This window comes from Streptomyces rugosispiralis (assembly GCF_024505145.1).
GTDB lineage: Bacteria > Actinomycetota > Actinomycetes > Streptomycetales > Streptomycetaceae > Streptomyces > Streptomyces rugosispiralis.
The window spans coordinates 1-17,230 of sequence record NZ_JANIAA010000041.1; the positions used below are offsets into that span (position 1 = coordinate 1).

Annotated in this window: 18 protein-coding genes and 2 pseudogenes; 12 read left to right on the top strand and 8 right to left on the bottom strand. The window is 68.0% G+C overall.

The genetic code is table 11. The annotated features are described in order from the left end of the window. Positions 1-286: 286 nt before the first annotated feature. Together NP777_RS38110 and NP777_RS38115 are read left to right on the top strand one after the other, a co-directional pair. Positions 287-553, top strand: a complete 267-nt coding sequence (locus NP777_RS38110) for a hypothetical protein (RefSeq protein WP_256654763.1) — start codon at positions 287-289, stop codon at positions 551-553. Beyond that, the gene (locus NP777_RS38115; protein WP_256654764.1) at positions 550-942 is read left to right on the top strand and encodes a twitching motility protein PilT; all 393 of its coding nucleotides are present in this window, start codon (positions 550-552) and stop codon (positions 940-942) included. Before NP777_RS38110 ends, NP777_RS38115 begins: the two co-directional genes overlap by 4 nt. 177 nt (positions 943-1,119) lie before the next feature. Here the strand turns inward: NP777_RS38115 and NP777_RS38120 are convergent, their stop codons facing one another. Together NP777_RS38120 and ychF are read right to left on the bottom strand one after the other, a co-directional pair. Continuing rightward, complete coding sequence (locus NP777_RS38120) at positions 1,120-1,905, bottom strand: helix-turn-helix transcriptional regulator (RefSeq protein ID WP_256654765.1); 786 nt, start codon at positions 1,903-1,905, stop codon at positions 1,120-1,122. A gap of 784 nt (positions 1,906-2,689) precedes the next feature. Then, positions 2,690-3,778, bottom strand: coding sequence for a redox-regulated ATPase YchF (gene ychF / locus NP777_RS38125; RefSeq protein ID WP_256654766.1), 1,089 nt, complete (start codon positions 3,776-3,778; stop codon positions 2,690-2,692). Between the two features lie 202 nt (positions 3,779-3,980). Between ychF and NP777_RS38130 the strand changes: the two genes are divergently transcribed. Beyond that, positions 3,981-4,649 carry a DUF6542 domain-containing protein gene (locus NP777_RS38130; protein WP_256654767.1) on the top strand — a complete coding sequence of 223 codons (669 nt, stop codon included), beginning with the start codon at positions 3,981-3,983 and terminating at the stop codon, positions 4,647-4,649. Here the strand turns inward: NP777_RS38130 and ppgK are convergent. Together ppgK and NP777_RS38140 are read right to left on the bottom strand one after the other, a co-directional pair. Next, entirely contained in the window at positions 4,555-5,310 is a 756-nt protein-coding gene (ppgK, locus tag NP777_RS38135; protein ID WP_256654835.1) for a polyphosphate--glucose phosphotransferase, read from the bottom strand. The two genes, NP777_RS38130 and ppgK, sit on opposite strands and share 95 nt — an antisense overlap. A gap of 32 nt (positions 5,311-5,342) precedes the next feature. Further along, positions 5,343-6,380 (bottom strand): 4-hydroxy-3-methylbut-2-enyl diphosphate reductase, encoded by a 1,038-nt coding sequence (locus NP777_RS38140; protein WP_256654768.1) that lies wholly within the window; start codon positions 6,378-6,380, stop codon positions 5,343-5,345. A 161-nt stretch (positions 6,381-6,541) separates the two neighbouring features. On the opposite strand from NP777_RS38140, the gene xseA reads away from it, so the two are divergent. The 3 genes from xseA (at position 6,542) to NP777_RS38155 (ending at position 8,804) form a co-directional block, all read left to right on the top strand. After that, on the top strand, positions 6,542-7,762 hold the full coding sequence (xseA, locus tag NP777_RS38145; protein WP_256654769.1) for an exodeoxyribonuclease VII large subunit: 1,221 nt from the start codon (positions 6,542-6,544) through the stop codon (positions 7,760-7,762). Between the two features lie 10 nt (positions 7,763-7,772). Continuing rightward, complete coding sequence (locus tag NP777_RS38150; protein WP_256654770.1) at positions 7,773-8,069, top strand: exodeoxyribonuclease VII small subunit; 297 nt, start codon at positions 7,773-7,775, stop codon at positions 8,067-8,069. 144 nt (positions 8,070-8,213) lie between these two features. After that, positions 8,214-8,804 carry a malonic semialdehyde reductase gene (locus tag NP777_RS38155; RefSeq protein ID WP_256654771.1) on the top strand — a complete coding sequence of 197 codons (591 nt, stop codon included), beginning with the start codon at positions 8,214-8,216 and terminating at the stop codon, positions 8,802-8,804. A gap of 169 nt (positions 8,805-8,973) precedes the next feature. Here NP777_RS38155 and NP777_RS38160 read toward each other — a convergent pair whose 3' ends face one another. Continuing rightward, on the bottom strand, positions 8,974-9,513 hold the full coding sequence (locus tag NP777_RS38160) for a DUF4245 domain-containing protein (protein WP_256654836.1): 540 nt from the start codon (positions 9,511-9,513) through the stop codon (positions 8,974-8,976). Between the two features lie 187 nt (positions 9,514-9,700). On the opposite strand from NP777_RS38160, the gene glpX reads away from it, so the two are divergent. After that, positions 9,701-10,732, top strand: a complete 1,032-nt coding sequence (gene glpX / locus NP777_RS38165) for a class II fructose-bisphosphatase (RefSeq protein WP_256654772.1) — start codon at positions 9,701-9,703, stop codon at positions 10,730-10,732. A gap of 263 nt (positions 10,733-10,995) precedes the next feature. On the opposite strand, the gene NP777_RS38170 is transcribed toward glpX, so the two are convergent. After that, a complete protein-coding gene (locus NP777_RS38170) occupies positions 10,996-11,352 on the bottom strand; it encodes a WhiB family transcriptional regulator (RefSeq protein WP_020868722.1) in 357 nt (118 codons plus the stop codon). A gap of 178 nt (positions 11,353-11,530) precedes the next feature. Next, the gene (locus tag NP777_RS38175) at positions 11,531-12,244 is read right to left on the bottom strand and encodes a DUF1707 SHOCT-like domain-containing protein (RefSeq protein WP_256654773.1); all 714 of its coding nucleotides are present in this window, start codon (positions 12,242-12,244) and stop codon (positions 11,531-11,533) included. Between the two features lie 195 nt (positions 12,245-12,439). Between NP777_RS38175 and NP777_RS38180 the strand changes: the two genes are divergently transcribed. The 4 genes and pseudogenes from NP777_RS38180 to NP777_RS38195 form a co-directional block, all read left to right on the top strand. Further along, the gene (locus NP777_RS38180) at positions 12,440-14,143 is read left to right on the top strand and encodes a fumarate hydratase (protein ID WP_256654774.1); all 1,704 of its coding nucleotides are present in this window, start codon (positions 12,440-12,442) and stop codon (positions 14,141-14,143) included. 229 nt (positions 14,144-14,372) lie between these two features. Further along, positions 14,373-14,582 (top strand): hypothetical protein, encoded by a 210-nt coding sequence (locus NP777_RS38185; protein WP_030822507.1) that lies wholly within the window; start codon positions 14,373-14,375, stop codon positions 14,580-14,582. Beyond that, positions 14,566-15,090, top strand: a complete 525-nt coding sequence (locus NP777_RS38190; protein ID WP_256654775.1) for a DUF6879 family protein — start codon at positions 14,566-14,568, stop codon at positions 15,088-15,090. Before NP777_RS38185 ends, NP777_RS38190 begins: the two co-directional genes overlap by 17 nt. Continuing rightward, positions 15,080-15,283 (top strand): annotated as a pseudogene (locus NP777_RS38195) (helix-turn-helix domain-containing protein); the annotation flags it as partial. The gene NP777_RS38190 and the pseudogene NP777_RS38195, both read left to right, overlap by 11 nt. 175 nt (positions 15,284-15,458) lie before the next feature. Here the strand turns inward: NP777_RS38195 and NP777_RS38200 are convergent. Continuing rightward, positions 15,459-16,118 (bottom strand): annotated as a pseudogene (locus tag NP777_RS38200) (helix-turn-helix domain-containing protein); the annotation flags it as partial. Between the two features lie 809 nt (positions 16,119-16,927). Between NP777_RS38200 and NP777_RS38205 the strand changes: the two are divergent. Further along, on the top strand, positions 16,928-17,146 hold the full coding sequence (locus NP777_RS38205; protein ID WP_216343146.1) for a hypothetical protein: 219 nt from the start codon (positions 16,928-16,930) through the stop codon (positions 17,144-17,146). Positions 17,147-17,230 lie beyond the last annotated feature (84 nt).

A 17,230-nucleotide genomic window follows, 5' to 3' on the forward strand; every position in this document is an offset into this window, starting at 1 on the left:
CACGGTCAACCTGACCGGCCACTTCTTCTGCGAACCCACGACAACAGTCCTGTCTGGCCGAAGGGAAGGAATCTGCCAGATACCAGCCTCCCACCCAGACATGCCATAACTAAGCAGCGACAGCCTACTAGGACCTTGTCGTTCTCGATCTCGTCTGCGAACGCGTCCGCCCCATCCAAGCCCACCCGACGGGGAACGACCTCTCCCGCTGCCGTCCGCGTCCGCGCTCACCAGCACGTGATCCGTGCATCAGGATCGAAGTGCCATACCATGCTATGGTTGATGTATGGCTACCAAGAAGGTGACTATCACTCTCGACGAATCCCTGGTCGAAGCCCTGGCCAGAGCCGCTGAGGAAGAAGGCATCCCACTCTCCCGCCTCGTCGCCGGAGCAGCCGAACGCGAACTGCGCCTGCGGGCCGGCCGGGCCGTCATCCGGGAGTGGCAGGCCGAACACGGCGCCTTCACCCTGGAAGAACTCGCCGCCGCCCGCGCGGACCTGGCCGCCGCCGATGCCGAGTACCTCAGCGGTTCGGGAGCCTCGGCCGCGTGAACATCCCCTACCTATATGACGCCGGGGCACTCATCGCCATCGACAACGACGACCGACGCATGTGGGCTCGCCACAGCCTGGCCCTCGACGACGGCCGGGACATCCACGTCCCGGCCGTCGTCGTCAGCCAGGCATGGCGGGACTCCCGCCGCCAGGTCAGACTCGGCAAGTTTCTCGCCGGGTGCCACGTCGTATCCGTCGGCCTCGAAACCGCCAAAGCCGCAGGCATCCTCTGCGGCAAGGCCGGCACCTCCGACATCGTCGACGCCACCGTCGTGACCATGGCAGCCAGCCTTGGCGCCATCATCTGGACTTCGGACCCGAACGACATCCGCACTCTCATCGACGCCCAGGACATCAAACCCGCCCCGGTCATCCGCACCGTCTGACCACCGATGACCAGCCAGCCAGCACAAGGCCTCGTAAGCGGAACGCCGTTGCCGCGGACCTCGCTCAGTAAAGTGAGTGAACCCGTCCAGTGATCCCATTCGGCGCTGATCGTCACAGAAGCGCGAAAGAAGGCCGCCAGCCGTTCATGGCTCATATCACGACATGAAGACTTAAGGTTAATTTTCGCCGACGTGAGCCGCCCCGTTTTCCACGTCATCAAGGTGGACGATGATATCCGCAATGTCCAGTGAGTGCATCAAGGCCTTCGTAGGCACCTGGATGCTGCTCCCCATGCGCGTGGTCAGGCAGGGGAAAGATCCCGATCGCACCATTCGGTAAGCGGTGGTTTTGGCGATTCCTAACGCTTCGGCAGCGGCCGGAAGGGCAACGAATTTCGGGTAGAAGTCGGAGATGTAGTAATAGTAATTACAGCCACTAACCCACGTGCGGGCCAGCATGGTTTCCGTCGCGAGGACGTCTCGCAAGCCTGGGCGATGCCCCGACCGAAGGTCGTCGTGGTACCGGTTAACTGCTTGAATGAGGCCGTACCTCTGCCATTGCGCCCCCATGCGCTCGCCCCTAATTTGCTCGGCGACAGCGGGATCCCTCAGATCGGCGTCGCGAATAATCGAAGATGCCTTCAGCGCGGAGTCCATAAAGGTTTCTTCAAATATCAACAGGGCTTCTATCTCGCCGGTCGAACTTTCATTTTCATGAATATTCGCACGCCGATAGGCGGCCTTGATGGCCGCCTTGACCATCAATGTCGGGACCTCTCGAGGAGGAACACCCTGCGCCGTCTTCTCCCAAGCATTAAGGGCAGCTTCGAACATGTCCGATCGAACATCCTCTAAATCACAATAGAATTCTCGGGAGATCAACCAAGAGCGCGCCCGAAGGAAAGGGACGAGGCAGTCCACAATGATCATCCGCCACTTGTTATTGCCGTGCATGTCAGACATGCGCCCCATGGCAACCATGGACTCCCACAACTGAGACGGTTTCCGCGCTGCCCGTGCGACTACAGCCTGGGAGCGAAACTTCGCATAGTCCGGGTGCCGCTTGATCTGGCATTCTCGCGTGTCGTCCACGTGTACGCAGACCGGCGCTTCGCCGCAAACACGACGGACATACGCTGCTACGCAGTCAAAGACGTCGGGCACCATCTGTCCTCCGAAGTTCAATCTCTGAGGTTCAGCAGGATATGAGGCGCCGCGCGGTCGTTCGACCTGAGAACAGATGACCGCCAAATCTGTTCACCATTGCCACTTGCGAGTGATGATTGCGGCAAAAGTTGGCGGAGTTCCTTTCGGGTTGGACAGAGCTTCGCGGCTCACCACCGCTCCGCGACATGAGAAGGAGCGCACTGCTACTCCGCGGCTATCGGGGTTGCCATTCCCGTACAAGGTCTTCCGGCCTCCAGGGTTGGGCTCTTCCGCGCGCTCCTACTGGAGTCGCGGGACGTCCGGCCTGCGCCAACTGCCAGACGCCGTGAACCTCGTGGGCTTGGGCGATCGGCACGCTTCCACAGCCTTTCGCACGAATAAGCTCTGGCTCGGCAGCCTGCTCTTCCTGCGCCGCGATCTCATCGAGGGCTTCGCCGGTGATCGCCGGATCATGCAGGTGGCACGAGCAGATCTGCCCATCACGCCAACATGGATACGACGAAGGGGTCGAGCCCACGAGAGGGCTCGACCCCGGATACGCACGTCAAACCAATGGCATTAACGTACCGCAACGCCGCGATCACACATTGAAGCGGAACTCGACTACGTCCCCGTCCTGCATCACATACTCCTTGCCCTCCATGCGCGCCTTACCGGCCGCGCGGGCCTCGGTGACGGAGCCCGTTTCGACCAGGTCCTCGTAGGAGATGACCTCGGCCTTGATGAAGCCCTTCTGGAAGTCGGTGTGGATGACACCGGCCGCCTCCGGAGCCGTGGCGCCCTTCTTGATGGTCCAGGCGCGGGATTCCTTGGGGCCGGCGGTGAGGTAGGTCTGGAGGCCGAGGGTGTTGAAGCCGACGTGGGCGAGGGTGGCGAGGCCGGGCTCGTCCTGCCCCACGGACTGGAGGAGCTCCAGGGCCTCGTCCTCGTCGAGCTCGGCGAGGTCGGCCTCCAGCTTGGCGTTGAGGAAGATCGCCTCGGCGGGGGCGACGAGGGCGCGCTGCTCGGCCTTGAAGGAGTCGTCGGTGAGCTCCTCCTCGTCGACGTTGAAGACGTAGAGGAAGGGCTTGGTGGTGAGCAGGTGCAGCTCGTGGAGGAGGGCGGCGCGCTCGCTGCCCTGGACGATGCCGGCGGAGAAGAGGGTGCGGCCCTCGTCGAGGATGGCCTTGGCCTCCTCGACGGCCTTGACCTGGGGCTGCTTGTCCTTCTTGATCCGGGCCTCCTTGACCAGGCGCGGCAGCACCTTCTCGATGGTCTGGAGGTCGGCGAGGATCAGCTCGGTGTTGATCGTCTCGATGTCGCTCTTCGGCGAGATCTTGCCGTCGACGTGGACGACGTTCTCGTCCTTGAAGGCGCGGATGACCTGGCAGATGGCGTCCGACTCACGGATGTTCGCCAGGAACTTGTTGCCCAGGCCCTCGCCCTCCGAGGCGCCCTTGACGATGCCCGCGATGTCGACGAAGTCGACGGTGGCGGGCAGCTTGCGGGCCGAGCCGAAGATCTCGGCGAGCTTGTCCAGCCGGGGGTCGGGGACGCCGACCACGCCGACGTTGGGCTCGATGGTGGCGAACGGGTAGTTGGCCGCCAGCACGTCGTTCTTGGTGAGGGCGTTGAACAGGGTCGACTTGCCGACATTCGGCAGACCGACGATTCCGATCGTGAGCGACACGTTGACGACTTCCCGTAGCTTCCCGTGGCGGGGATGTGAGGACCGATGACGGGCCCCGGTGGAGCCGGGGCCGGTCCACCAGTCTACGGGGCCGCCCTCGATCACCCGGCCGGGCCGACAATCGGTCGAACACACTGCCAAGGTCCTGCGAAGGGCGTGTCCAAGACCGGATTCTCGCCCTTCGGCGACCTACGTTGGTCGGGTGGAGCATTACAGCACGCGTACGCCCCGCCGCGCGGCGGCGCCACCGCCCCGCCCGGCCGCGGACGACACGTATCCGGGACGGGGCAGAAGCACGGGTCAGAGCCGGGGGCGGCCCGGCGGCGCGGCCAGGGCACCCCGGCCCGCCGCACGCCGTACGGGGCCGTCCGGAGCGGCCGCGGCGCTGCCCGCCGTCCTGCGGCGGGCCCGCGGGCTGTCCCTCCCCGATCCCCGGCTGACCGGACTGGGCGCGGGGCTGCTGACCACGCTCGCCATGCTGGGCATCGGCTGCCTGGACGCGCTGCTGCTCTCCGGCTCGCCCACCGTCTACAGCGTGCTCTTCCTGCCCGCCTGCGCGGCCTGCGGGCTGTGGGTGCGGCCCGCCGATCTGCTGGCGGCGCCGGTGACGGCGCCGCTGGCCTATACGGTCGGGCTGCTGCCGATCAACGAGGGCTCGGCGGGCTTCAGCGGACAGGCGGTGGGGGTGTTCACCGCGCTGTCGCTGCAGGCCGGCTGGCTCTACGCGGGGACGCTGCTGACCGTGTTGATCGTGCTCGTACGGCGGGCCGTGCTGGTCACCCGGCGGCGCCGGCAGCAGCGGCCGCGGCCATCCCGGCACCCACGATCCCCGCGTTGTTCTGAAGCTGCGCCGGTACGATCTCGGCCCTGACACCCTCGATCAGCGGCAGGAACTTGTCCGCCTTACGGCTCACACCGCCGCCCAGCACGAACAGCTCGGGAGAGAAGAGCATCTCCAGGTGATGGAGGTACTTCTGCACCCGGCGCGCCCAGTGCGACCAGCTGAGGTCGTGGTCGTCCTTGACCTTGGTGGAGGCCCGCTTCTCCGCCTCGTGGCCGTCCAGCTCCAGATGGCCCAGTTCGGTGTTGGTGAGCAGATGGCCGTCGGTGAAGACCGCGCTGCCGATGCCGGTGCCGAGGGTGAGCACGATCACGGTGCCCTTGACACCGCGGGCGGCGCCGAACGTCGCCTCCGCGACCCCGGCCGCGTCCGCGTCGTTCAGCACCGTGACCGGGCAGTCCAGCCGCTCGGCGAGGCGCGACGCCAGATCGGTGCCGATCCAGCTCTTGTCGACATTCGCGGCGGTAAGGGTGACACCGTCCTTCACCACGCCCGGGAAGGTCACCCCGACCGGCCGCCCGGACCAGTCGAAGTGCCGGACGACCTCCACCACACCGTCCAGGACCGCCTCGGGCGTGGACGGATGCGGGGTGAGCACCTTATGGCGCTCTTCGGCGAGCTCACCCCGGTCCAGGTCCACCGGGGCGCCCTTGATGCCGGAACCGCCGATGTCGATGCCGAACACCTTCATCGCGGACGCCCCCGTGTCCCCCTGGCCGTACGTCACCGCTGCGGTCCCTCGGTCCGGCCGGCGGCCGCCGGTGCCTCCCGCTCACCGGAGGACACCGCGGCGGCCTCGGCCCGCAGGTCCCGGCGCAGCTCCTTGGGCAGCGAGAAGGTCAGCGACTCCTGCATGGGCTGGACGACCTCGACATCGCCGAAGCCGCGCTCGGACAGCCACTCCAGGACGCCCTCGACGAGCACGTCCGGAACGGAGGCGCCCGAGGTCACGCCGACCGTGGTGACGCCCTCCAGCCACGCCTCGTCGATCTCGCTCGCGTAGTCGACCAGATGGCCCGCCTTGGCGCCCGCGCCGAGGGCGACCTCCACCAGCCGCACCGAGTTGGAGGAGTTCTTGGAGCCGACCACGATCACCAGGTCGGACTCGGCGGCCACCTGCTTGATGGCGGTCTGGCGGTTCTGCGTGGCGTAGCAGATGTCGTCGCTGGGCGGGCTGATGAGCTGCGGGAAGCGCTCCTTGAGCGCGTCCACGGTCTCCATGGTCTCGTCGACCGAGAGGGTGGTCTGGGAGAGCCAGACGACCTTGGACTCGTCCCGCACCTCGACGTTCTTCACATCGTCGGGGCCGTCGACCAGGGTGATGTGCTCGGGGGCCTCACCGCTGGTGCCGATGACCTCCTCATGGCCTTCATGGCCGATCAGGAGGATGTCGTAGTCCTCCTTGGCGAACCGGACTGCTTCCTTGTGGACCTTGGTGACCAGGGGACAGGTGGCGTCGATGGTGGCCAGCTTGCGCGCGGCGGCCTCCTCGTGGACCACCGGCGCGACACCGTGCGCCGAGAAGATCACGATGGAGCCCTCGGGGACCTCCTCCGTCTCGTCGACGAAGATGGCGCCCTTCTTCTCCAGGGTCTGGACGACGTACTTGTTGTGGACGATCTCCTTGCGCACATAGATCGGCGCGCCGTACTGCTCCAGGGCCTTCTCGACGGCGATCACGGCACGGTCGACACCGGCACAGTAGCCACGGGGGGCCGCGAGCAGGACCCGGCGGGCGGAGGTTGCAGTCATGTCCCCCATGGTAGGGGCGATGGCCCCGGGGTCCGCCGGTGGTGGCCGACCCGTAGGTCTGTCGATGGTGACCGACCCGTGGGTCTGTCGATGGTGACCGACCCGTGCGTCCGCCGGTCGTGGGGCGACGACCCCCGCCGCTGTCGGTGGTGGCCGATACCCTCGCGGTCATGGCTGTCAACACGTCCGCGGAGGCGCCGATCCCGGTCGGCGAGGTGTCCCGGCTGATCGGGGGCTGGATCGACCGGCTCGGCGCGGTCTGGGTCGAGGGGCAGATCACCCAGCTGTCCCGGCGCCCGGGTGCCGGTGTGGTGTTCCTGACCCTGCGCGACCCCAGTTACGACATCTCGCTGACCGTCACCTGCTTCCGCGCCGTCTTCGACAAGATCGCGGACACGGTCACCGAGGGCGCGCGGGTCGTGGTGCACGCCAAGCCGGAGTGGTACGCGCCGCGGGGCCAGCTGTCCCTGCGGGCCGCCGAGATCCGCCCGGTGGGCGTGGGTGAACTGCTGGCGCGGCTCGAGCAGTTGAAGAAGGCGCTGGCGGCGGAGGGGCTGTTCGCCGCCGACCGTAAGAAGGCGCTGCCGTTTCTGCCGCAGCTGATAGGGCTGGTCTGCGGGCGCGCCTCGGCCGCCGAGCGCGATGTGCTGGAGAACGCGCGGCTGCGCTGGCCCGCCGTCCGCTTCGAGGTGCGCAATGTGGCCGTGCAGGGGGTGCACGCGGTGCCGCAGGTGATCGAGGCCGTCAAGGAGCTCGACGCGCTGCCGGAGGTGGACGTGATCGTGGTGGCGCGCGGCGGCGGCAGCGTGGAGGACCTGCTGCCGTTCTCGGACGAGCAGCTGATCCGGGCGGTGGCCGCGTGCCGTACGCCGGTGGTCTCCGCGATCGGCCATGAGCCGGACTCGCCGCTGCTGGACCTGGTCGCCGATCTGCGCGCCTCCACGCCCACGGACGCGGCGAAGAAGATCGTGCCCGATGTGGGCGAGGAGCTGATGCGCGTCCAGCAGCTGCGGGAGCGGGCGCTGCGCAGTGTGCACGGGCTGCTGGACCGGGAGGAGCGGGGGCTGGCCGCCGCGCTGGCCCGGCCGTGCATGCGGGAGCCGCACCGCATGGTGGACGAGCGCGAGGAGCGGATCACGGCGGTGCTGGAGCGGGCCCGGCGCTGCCTGGGCCATCTGCTGGACCGGGCCGACTCCGAGCTGTCCCACACCCAGGCGCGGGTGGTGGCACTCTCCCCCGCCGCGACGCTGCGCCGCGGCTATGCGGTGCTCCAGCACCCCGACGGCTCGGTGGTGCGGGCGGCCGAGGAGGTCGCGGAGGGCGAGGAGCTGCGGGCGCGGGTCTCCGAGGGCGAGTTCCGGGTGCGGGTCGCTGTCGGACCCGCTGAATAGGGTGAGGGATATGGCGAAGACGGACGAGCAGACCGGGCAGACAGACGGGCAGGCCGGGCAGAGCGCGCGGGCGGAGACCACGCTCGGCTACGAGCAGGCGCGGGACGAGCTGGTCGAGGTGGTCCGCCGCCTGGAGGCGGGCGGCACCAGCCTGGAGGAGTCGCTCGCGCTCTGGGAGCGCGGCGAGGAGCTGGCGAAGGTCTGCCGCCACTGGCTGGAGGGCGCGCGGGCCCGGCTGGACGCGGCGCTGGCGGAGGACGACGGCACCGAAGGCGCCGAGGAGGCGGAGCGCGCCGGAGAGGGCTGACCGTCCGGGCCCGGCCCGGACGTAGCCGCGTTGTGATTCGGAGCACCTTGCCCACCGCACGCCAACTTTTTAGTTGAACATTAATCTAAGCGTCGTACAGTGGAGCCCGTCAGCGATATCACCGCTTATGCAGAGGTTTCTCCCATGGCACTCGTTCTCGACCCCGCCGCTCAGGACCTGCTCTTCCGCGAGGCCCGCACCGCCAACACCTTCACCGATGAGCCGGTGACCGAGGAGCAGGTGCAGGCGATCTACGACCTGATCAAGTACGCGCCGACCGCGTTCAACCAGTCGCCGCTGCGTATCGTGCTGGTCCGCTCGCCCGAGGCCCGTGAGCGGCTGGTCCAGCACATGGCCGAGGGCAACCAGCCCAAGACCTCCACCGCCCCGCTGGTCGCGATCCTCGCCGCGGACAACGAGTTCCACGAGGAGCTGCCCGCGCTCTTCCCGCACTTCCCGCAGGCCAAGGACGTCTTCTTCGCCGAGCGTGACGCCCGTGAGCACGCCGCCGCGCTCAATGCCTCGCTGCAGGCCGGTTACTTCATCCTGGGCATCCGCGCCGCCGGTCTCGCCGCCGGCCCGATGACCGGTTTCGACCCGGCCGGGGTCCAGAAGGACTTCCTGGACGAGAACCACACCCCGCTGATGGTCATCAACATCGGCAAGCCGGGCGAGGACGCCTGGTTCCCCCGTGGCCCCCGCCTGGACTACGACGACGTCATCACCACGGTCTGAGCGACGACTCGGTCACACTCGAACGCGCTTGGTCACACTCGAACGCGTTTGATGGCGCTTGATCGCGCTTGATCAACCACGGGCCCTTGGTCCGGACCGCCCGGCGGCCCGGACCCAGGGCCCCGGCCGTCACAAGGGCCGTCCCGCTCAGCCCTTCTTCTCGTCCCGCTCAGCCCTTCTTCTCGGTGAGCGCCTCGGCCATCCGCGTCAGCTGCCCGTACGACGCCGTCCCGGTGACCACCGTGGTCACGCCCGGCTCCTTGCGCACCAGCGCGTCGTACTTGTCGCCCTCGTAGCGGACCCAGTCCTTGCCGCCGATCCGCTGCGTCCGCTTGGTCTCCCGCGCCTGCTGGGTGACCTCCTCCACAAACGGCACGGGCTTGCCGTCGCTCTGCTCGACCGCGATGTACTCCTCGTGCTGGTCGAGGAAGCCGAGGTGCCAGAGCGCACCGTCCTCCGCGGCGGCCGCGCGATAGGTCACCGATGTCGCGCGCCAGCCCTCGGGCAGGCTCCCGGGGTCGGGGGCGGCCACCGGGTACGGGGCGGCGCGGCGGGCCGTGGCCAGCTCCACGCGGTAGTTCACCGTCTTCACCCCGGCGCCCTTGGAACCCTCGTCATGGGGGATACCGAAGAGGTAGATGGCCGCCGCCACGACGCCGATCGCCGCCAGCGACAGCACCATGTCCCGGACCGTCTCTTTGCCACGCATACCTGCCACGCCCCCTATCGTCCCTCATCCGGTCCCCGCACCTCGCAACAGGGCCGCGCTCATGCGTGGGGCTATCTGCTCACTTAGCCAATCAGCGGATAAAGTCATGAACACCCTCACCCTCCTGGTCCCCTCGCGGGACGGAGGGGCCCTCACGGTCCGTCGCCGTACAGAAAGGTGCGCTCCGATGACCGAGCATCATCTCCCGTCCCAGCTAGAGGTCAGCCCCGAGGCTCCCGATCGCAACCTCGCCCTGGAACTCGTCCGGGTCACCGAGGCGGGTGCCATGGCCTCCGGACGCTGGGTGGGCCGCGGCGACAAGAACGGCGCCGACGGCGCCGCCGTCAAGGCCATGCGCTCCCTCGTGCACACCGTCTCGATGAACGGCGTCGTCGTCATCGGAGAGGGGGAGAAGGACGAGGCGCCGATGCTCTTCAACGGTGAGCGCGTGGGCGACGGCACCGGCCCGGAGTGCGACGTGGCCGTGGACCCGGTGGACGGCACCACGCTCACCGCGAAGGGCATGGCCAACGCCGTCTCCGTGCTCGCGGTCGCCGAGCGCGGCACCATGTTCGACCCGTCGGCCGTCTTCTACATGGACAAGCTGGTCACCGGCCCCGAGGCCGCCGAGTTCGTCGACATCACCGCGCCCCCCGGCGTGAACATCCGCCGGATCGCCAAGGCGAAGAAGTCCAGCCCCGAGGACGTCACCGTGGTGGTCCTGGACCGCCCCCGCCACGACGGCATCGTCAAGGAGATCCGGGAGGCGGGCGCCCGGATCAAGTTCATCTCCGACGGCGATGTGGCCGGCGCGATCATGGCCGCGCGCGAGAGCACCGGTGTGGATCTGCTGCTGGGCGTCGGCGGTACGCCGGAGGGCATCATCGCGGCCTGCGCGATCAAGTGCCTCGGCGGCACCATCCAGGCCAAGCTGTGGCCCAAGGACGACGAGGAGCGGCAGCGCGCCCTCGACGCGGGCCATGACCTCGACCAGGTCCTGGAGACGGACGACCTGGTCAGCGGCGACAACGTGTTCTTCGTCGCGACCGGCATCACCGACGGGGATCTGCTGCGCGGGGTGCGGTACCGCGCGGAGACCGCCACCACCCAGTCGCTGGTCATGCGGTCCAAGTCCGGGACGATCCGGCAGATCGACTCCACCCACCGGCTGGCCAAGCTGCGCGCCTACGCCTCGGTCGACTTCGAACGGCCGAGCTGAGCGAGATGACGGCGGCGTTCGGCCGGCGGCGGCGTTCGGCCGGCGGCGGCGTTCGGCCGGCGGCGGCGTTCGGCCGGCGGCGGCGTTCGGCCGGCGGCGGCGTTCGGCCGGCGGCGGCGTTCGGCCGGCGGCGGCGTTCGGCCGGCGCCACATGGCAGGCCCCGCGGGACAGGCAGGCCCCGCGGGACGGACGCAGGAATGACGCGGCATGACCAGGGCCGGGTACCGCCTCCCGGCGGCGCCCGGCCCTGGTCCCGAAGAGTTCAGCCGGCGGCGGCGACCCGCACCGCGCGCTGCAGCTCCGCCTCCCGGCGCCGGCGGCGGGCCAGCACGACCCGGCGCTCGGCCGCGGTCAGCCCGCCCCACACTCCGTACGGCTCGGGCTGAAGCAGCGCGTGCTCCCGGCACTCGACCATGACCGGGCAGCGCGCACAGACGCGCTTGGCGGCCTCCTCCCGCGACAACCTGGCAGCCGTGGGCTCCTTGGAGGGAGCGAAGAACAACCCGGCCTCGTCCCGTCGGCACACCGCCTCCGAGTGCCAGGGGCCGGCCTGATCCCGCGCGGGGACGCGCTGCGGGGGCACGGCGGCTTCCAGCAGGGGCTGATGCGGTTGCAGCACGGTCTACTCCTGACGACGGCTCCGGTGGTCACCCTTGCCCGCCTCGAGGTGTACGGCCCCGTTAGCACCCCCATCAGCCGTACGAGAGACGATGCACCAAGCCTTACCCGCTGTGCGCGGGCTTATGCACACCGTTGTCCCACCCGGAACTTCCCCCTGCACGCCCCTTCTTCAGGGCTTATGCTCGCAGGTTCTTCAACCGCTTACCCCGCTTGGGCTTGGCGTCCACACCGCCGAAAACGGCGAACCCGGTGACGTGGATCACCGGTGCGTCGGGGTCCTGCGCCTCGTACGTCGTGACGTCGAAACCGCCGAGGATGCCCGCGCCGGAACCGCGCAGCGAGACGTTCTCCGGAACCTTGATCTCCACCCCGCCGAAGGCGGCCACGACATGGATGACGATCTCCTGCTGCTCGAAGACCGCCTCGGTCAGGTCGATCTCCACGCCGCCGAAGATCGCCAGGGCGTTCGTACGGCGCCTGACCCGCCAGCGGCCCTTGCGCGTCGAACCGCCGAAGACCGCCACCAGGTTCTCCGACTCGGGAAGGGAGCGCGGCCACGGCGACTCCGCGTCGCGCGTGGACGCGGAGGCGGCGCCGCGGATGGGGGCGGCGGGCAGATCGCGCACCAGGGGCTCCAGCTCGCCGAGGGTCTTGGCGCGATACACCGCGTCGATCCGCTCGGCGTGCTCCTCCGGCTGGAGCCGCCCCTCGGCGAGGGCCTCCCGCAGGATGTCCGCGATCCGGTCGCGGTCCGCGTCGGACGCGCGGAGCTCCGCCTCCGCGACGGCCGCGGGCACGGCAGTGGCGGGCGCCGGGGCCGCCGCGGCCTCGGGCGCGGGGGCGGGCACGGGGGCGGATTTGGTCAAGGGCACGGGCTGCTGCTCATCCACGGACTCAGCGTACCCAGTCGCGATCTATCGCGACTAGTGGTCGATCCCTGGAGTCTCCCTGATCCTTCCCCTACCGGACCCTGCCTCTGCTACTGAGCCCTACCTCACAGGTCCCGTCCCGGGGCCCCGTTCTACGCTTGTGGACGCGCTGTCGACGAAGTCAGCCCAAGCCCCGTCGAGTGAGGAATGGCCGCGATGCCCCCCGTCTCCCGCCCTGCCCACCCTGGTTTCGCCTATTCGGAGCTGCTGCCCCTGGGAGAGGACACCACGCCGTACCGTCTGGTGACCTCCGAGGGCGTGAGCACCTTCGAGGCCGACGGGCGCACCTTCCTGAAGGTCGAGCCGGAGGCGCTGCGCAAGCTCGCGGCCGAGGCGATGCACGACATCTCGCACTATCTGCGCCCCGCCCACCTCGCCCAGCTGCGCCGCATCCTCGACGACCCCGACGCCAGCGCCAACGACCGCTTCGTCGCGCTGGACCTGCTGAAGAACGCCAACATCGCGGCCGCCGGGGTGCTCCCGATGTGCCAGGACACCGGCACGGCGATCGTCATGGGCAAGCGCGGGCAGAACGTGCTCACGCAGGGGGGCGACGAGGAGGCCCTCTCGCACGGTGTCTACGACGCGTACACCAAGCTCAACCTGCGCTACTCCCAGATGGCCCCGCTGACCATGTGGGACGAGAAGAACACCGGCTCCAACCTGCCGGCGCAGATCGAGCTGTACGCGACCGACGGCGGCGCCTACAAGTTTCTCTTCATGGCCAAGGGCGGCGGCTCGGCCAACAAGTCCTTCCTCTACCAGGAGACGAAGGCGGTGCTGAACGAGGCATCGATGATGAAGTTCCTGGAGCAGAAGATCCGCTCGCTGGGCACGGCCGCCTGCCCGCCCTACCACCTGGCGATCGTGGTCGGCGGCACCAGCGCCGAGTACGCGCTGAAGACCGCGAAGTACGCCTCCGCGCACTACCTGGACGAGCTGCCGACCGAAGGCTCGCCGACCGGCCACGGCTTCCGCGACAAGGAGCTGGAGGAGAAGGTCTTCGAGCTGACGCAGAAGATCGGGATCGGCGCGCAGTTCGGCGGCAAGTACTTCTGCCATGACGTGCGGGTCGTACGGCTGCCGCGGCACGGCGCCTCCTGCCCGGTCGCGATCGCGGTCTCGTGCTCCGCGGACCGCCAGGCGCTCGCCAAGATCACGCCGGAGGGCGTCTTCCTGGAGCAGTTGGAGACCGACCCGGCGCGCTTCCTGCCGGAGACGACGGACGAGGAACTGGTCAAGGGCGCGGGCCCGGACCTGGACGCGGTCGCCGTCGACCTCGACCGGCCGATGGACGAGGTGCTGGCCGAGCTGACCAAGCACCCGGTCAAGACCCGGCTCTCGCTGACCGGCACGCTGGTGGTCGCCCGGGACATCGCCCACGCGAAGATCAAGGAGCGGCTGGACGCGGGCGAGGAGATGCCGGAGTACCTGAAGAACCACCCGGTCTACTACGCGGGCCCGGCCAAGACCCCCGAGGGCTACGCCTCCGGCTCCTTCGGGCCGACGACGGCGGGCCGGATGGACGCGTACGTCGAGCAGTTCCAGGCCGCCGGCGGCTCGAAGGTCATGCTGGCCAAGGGCAACCGCTCCAAGCAGGTCACCGACGCGTGTGCCGCGCACGGCGGCTTCTACCTGGGCTCCATCGGCGGCCCGGCGGCGCGGCTGGCCCAGGACTGCATCAAGAAGGTCGAGGTCCTCGAGTACGAGGAGCTGGGCATGGAGGCGGTCTGGAGGATCGAGGTCGAGGACTTCCCGGCGTTCATCGTGGTGGACGACAAGGGGAACGACTTCTTCCAGGACCCGGCGCCGCAGCCGACGTTCACCAGCATCCCGGTGCGGGGCCCCGGCCTGGCCTGAGCCGCCATCCAGGACCCGGACCCTCCAGACCCCTCGGCCGTCCGGCTGGGGGGTCTGTTGCTACGCGGAGAGGCATGCGGCGCCGCTCAGGGGCGTCCTGGCCTCGGGCGTCAGGCCCGTTTACCCGACTACGCGAATATCGGCGTTGCCGCATAGCCGGGCCTGCCAGTCCCTCGTACCGTCGTAGCCACCAGGTCCCAACGGGGGTCGGCAACAAGGGGGTTTCAGCATGGCGCGCGAGGAACTGACCCGCCTGACCGGTAACGGAAACGGCACCTGCGGCAAGGACGACTGCCCGAACATCTACCGGGACGAGGCCGACGGCGGGATCGTCGTCCAGGGAGACATGTGCGAAGCGTTCCAGCCGCCGGCCGGTGAGGCACTGGTGAAGATCCCCGAGCACGTTCTGAGGGAGGCTGTACGTGTACTTGGCTGGTGAGGAATGGGCGGCGCGCTTCGAGGGCTTCCGGCGGGAAGCGTGGAGGCTTGAGACCCTGCCCCAATACCTCATGCCGCAGGAGGAAGAAGAGTTCGCGGCCTTTAAAGCCGGGGCCCGTATCGACCCTCACGCCGTCTCGAACGAGTACACCGACCGATTGCGTCGACAAGTCACAGAGGGGCGCTCCCAAGGGCGTGTGCACGTCCTGACGCGTCCGCTCTCGGACTACCTGCGATTCGAGTTCTCCCAGTACTACGCACCCCACGCATTGGCTGGCGAGCGCATCCGGATTCTTGACGTGACCGACCGGGATAACCCGCTGGAAGGCGTTCAGGACTTCTGGATGTTCGACCGTACCGAAGTGGTGCTGATGAATTACCACCCGGACGGGCGTCAGATCAACCGTGAAATCCACGAAGGGGATGTGGCTCAGTACATCGAATACCAGCGCATCGCGGTAGCTGAGTCGGTGCCCTTTGAGGAGTACGTGAAGGGCATTGACGTTTGAGCCCGAGAGGCTAGGTCAGTCCAGATCAGACCTAGCAGAAGCCTTGAGAGGTCAGCGCAAGCGAGCCGGGAAAACTCAAACCTGGCTCGCTCGCCACTGCACCATGTCTCAGACCAAGGTCAGCAACATTGAGAGCGGAAAGCTCACACCCTCACTAGTCGATGTTGAACTGATCCTGGAAGCCATCGGAGTGGATAGTCCTGTTGCTGCCGAGATCCTTTCGCTGGCGAGGACGGCAAATACGGAGTGGCAAGACCACTGGTCCTCTCGCCGCAGAGGCTTGGACAAGAAGCAGAACGAGCTAGCAAGGATTGAAGCGGTCTCGACAGAGTTCCGATTCTTTCTGCTCTCAATGATTACCGGATTGTGTCGAGAGTCATCAACGTCAGCGTTCCCCCCACCAGAGCATGTCCACCATGTTCGAAGGGTAGAACCTGAATCACGCTCGTCGGGGTCAGCGTCAGGTCAACCAGACGAGAAAGCTGTGCGCGCATCACGGTCGGCCCGCCGAACGCCCGCCTCAGAACTGCCTCGTCAAGGATCAGTGAGATGTCGGGCGGAAAATCGGCGCTCAATAGAACTTGCCGACTCATTCGGGCGCTGACCAACTCCTCGATCTTTTCCGCCGTGGCTTTAGGGTCGAACGTTTCGAACAGGGCGCGGGCGTAACCCTCAGTCTGCACAAGCCCCGGCACGATTTGACCTGCGTACTCCTCAATGAGCCGCGATTGTGCCTCAAGTTCCATCCGCCGCCTAAACTGGTCGGGGTGGATCTCCCGGCGGGCAAGCCCGTACAGCTCCTCGAAGATCCCATCCGTTCCAAAGGCGGCGTCCAGCCGCTTGGGCAGGTCGGGCGGGGGCATCGCGTCGGCCGTCTCGATGCGTGACAGGTGGCTTGTGCTCACCATCACGACATCCTTCAACCGCTCAAGACTCATATCCGCGCGCTCTCGGTGGGCACGCATCTTCGCCCCGAACAAGTGTCGGGCGGATCGGTCGGGCGTGAGTTCGCGTGGCCGTGCCGCCATGTGCCGTCCCCATTTCCCCAAATGGACCTCGGGATATGAACCTCACCTGAGCGTACGTGAGTTGCGCCACGCTTGTGTCAGAAAGGCAGACCCCCGCGACGTGGCTGCGTCCGGGGGCGTGGCCCAACAGCCTCACAGGAGCTGATGAACAATGAACAACCCTATCCATTGGTTCTCCGCATGGGTGAGTGGGCTTCTCGCCTTACGGCCGCGCCGCCGTCATCGGTCCGGAGCGATGCCTCTCGCGCCACGCGCGGGCATCTCGCGGCCCAGGGCGGGAAACGTGGACTCCGCCGCCAGGGCCCAGTCGGTGGCCACAAGCCCGGACGGCAACGTGCCGACTCCAGAATCCGGCACAGCGGCCCTGCCGCTGGACGACCAGGAACCCGCCTCGGTACAACCCCGCGTGGTGGTCCATGAGCAGCGGCGGGGCGGCGTCATCCCCCGCGTGGAGTTGGTGTGTGCCCCGCACGGCATGGTGGTCATCCCGTCAATCCCCGGACCACGCCCTCCCCTTCCCCTCTGGGGCCCGGGTGCGCTCTGTGTGCCACCCCCGGGGTGTTCGGGCCCCATGACCCCGCCGACCCGCACTCGGGTCTGTGCCCTGCCTGCGTCACGGCCGGTAAGCCCACCCGTGAGGGCCTTGAGAGCGCGGTGGTGATCGTGGCCGGACAGACCCTGGCAGGGGCCGAATCACTCCAACTGAGCACCGCCGCGCCGGAAGAGTTGGCCTACCACCTGGGGGCGGTGAAACGGAGCCTGCGCAGCGTGCTCCAGCTCCTCGCGCCGGCTGAAGGAAAGCGCGCTCGGTGAACGCCGATAACCCACCCGACCGGGGCGAACGGCCGACGATGACCATGCGCGTCTACACCATGGCGCGCGATGGAATCGTCACAGCACGGCACGCGATGGTGACCGTCCTGGTCGGGGAGAAGAGCGATACCTACGGGCTGGGGCAGGCATGGCCACCATGCCAGTGCCCTCGCCACCGTGAACACAACAACCCGAACCGATTCAAGCGCTCCTGAGAGGGCCGCTCGCCCCGGAGGGCGAGGGACGGGCGGTCCCCCAGCGACTCCGGTCGTCGTGCCCTGACACAGCCTTGAGTAGGG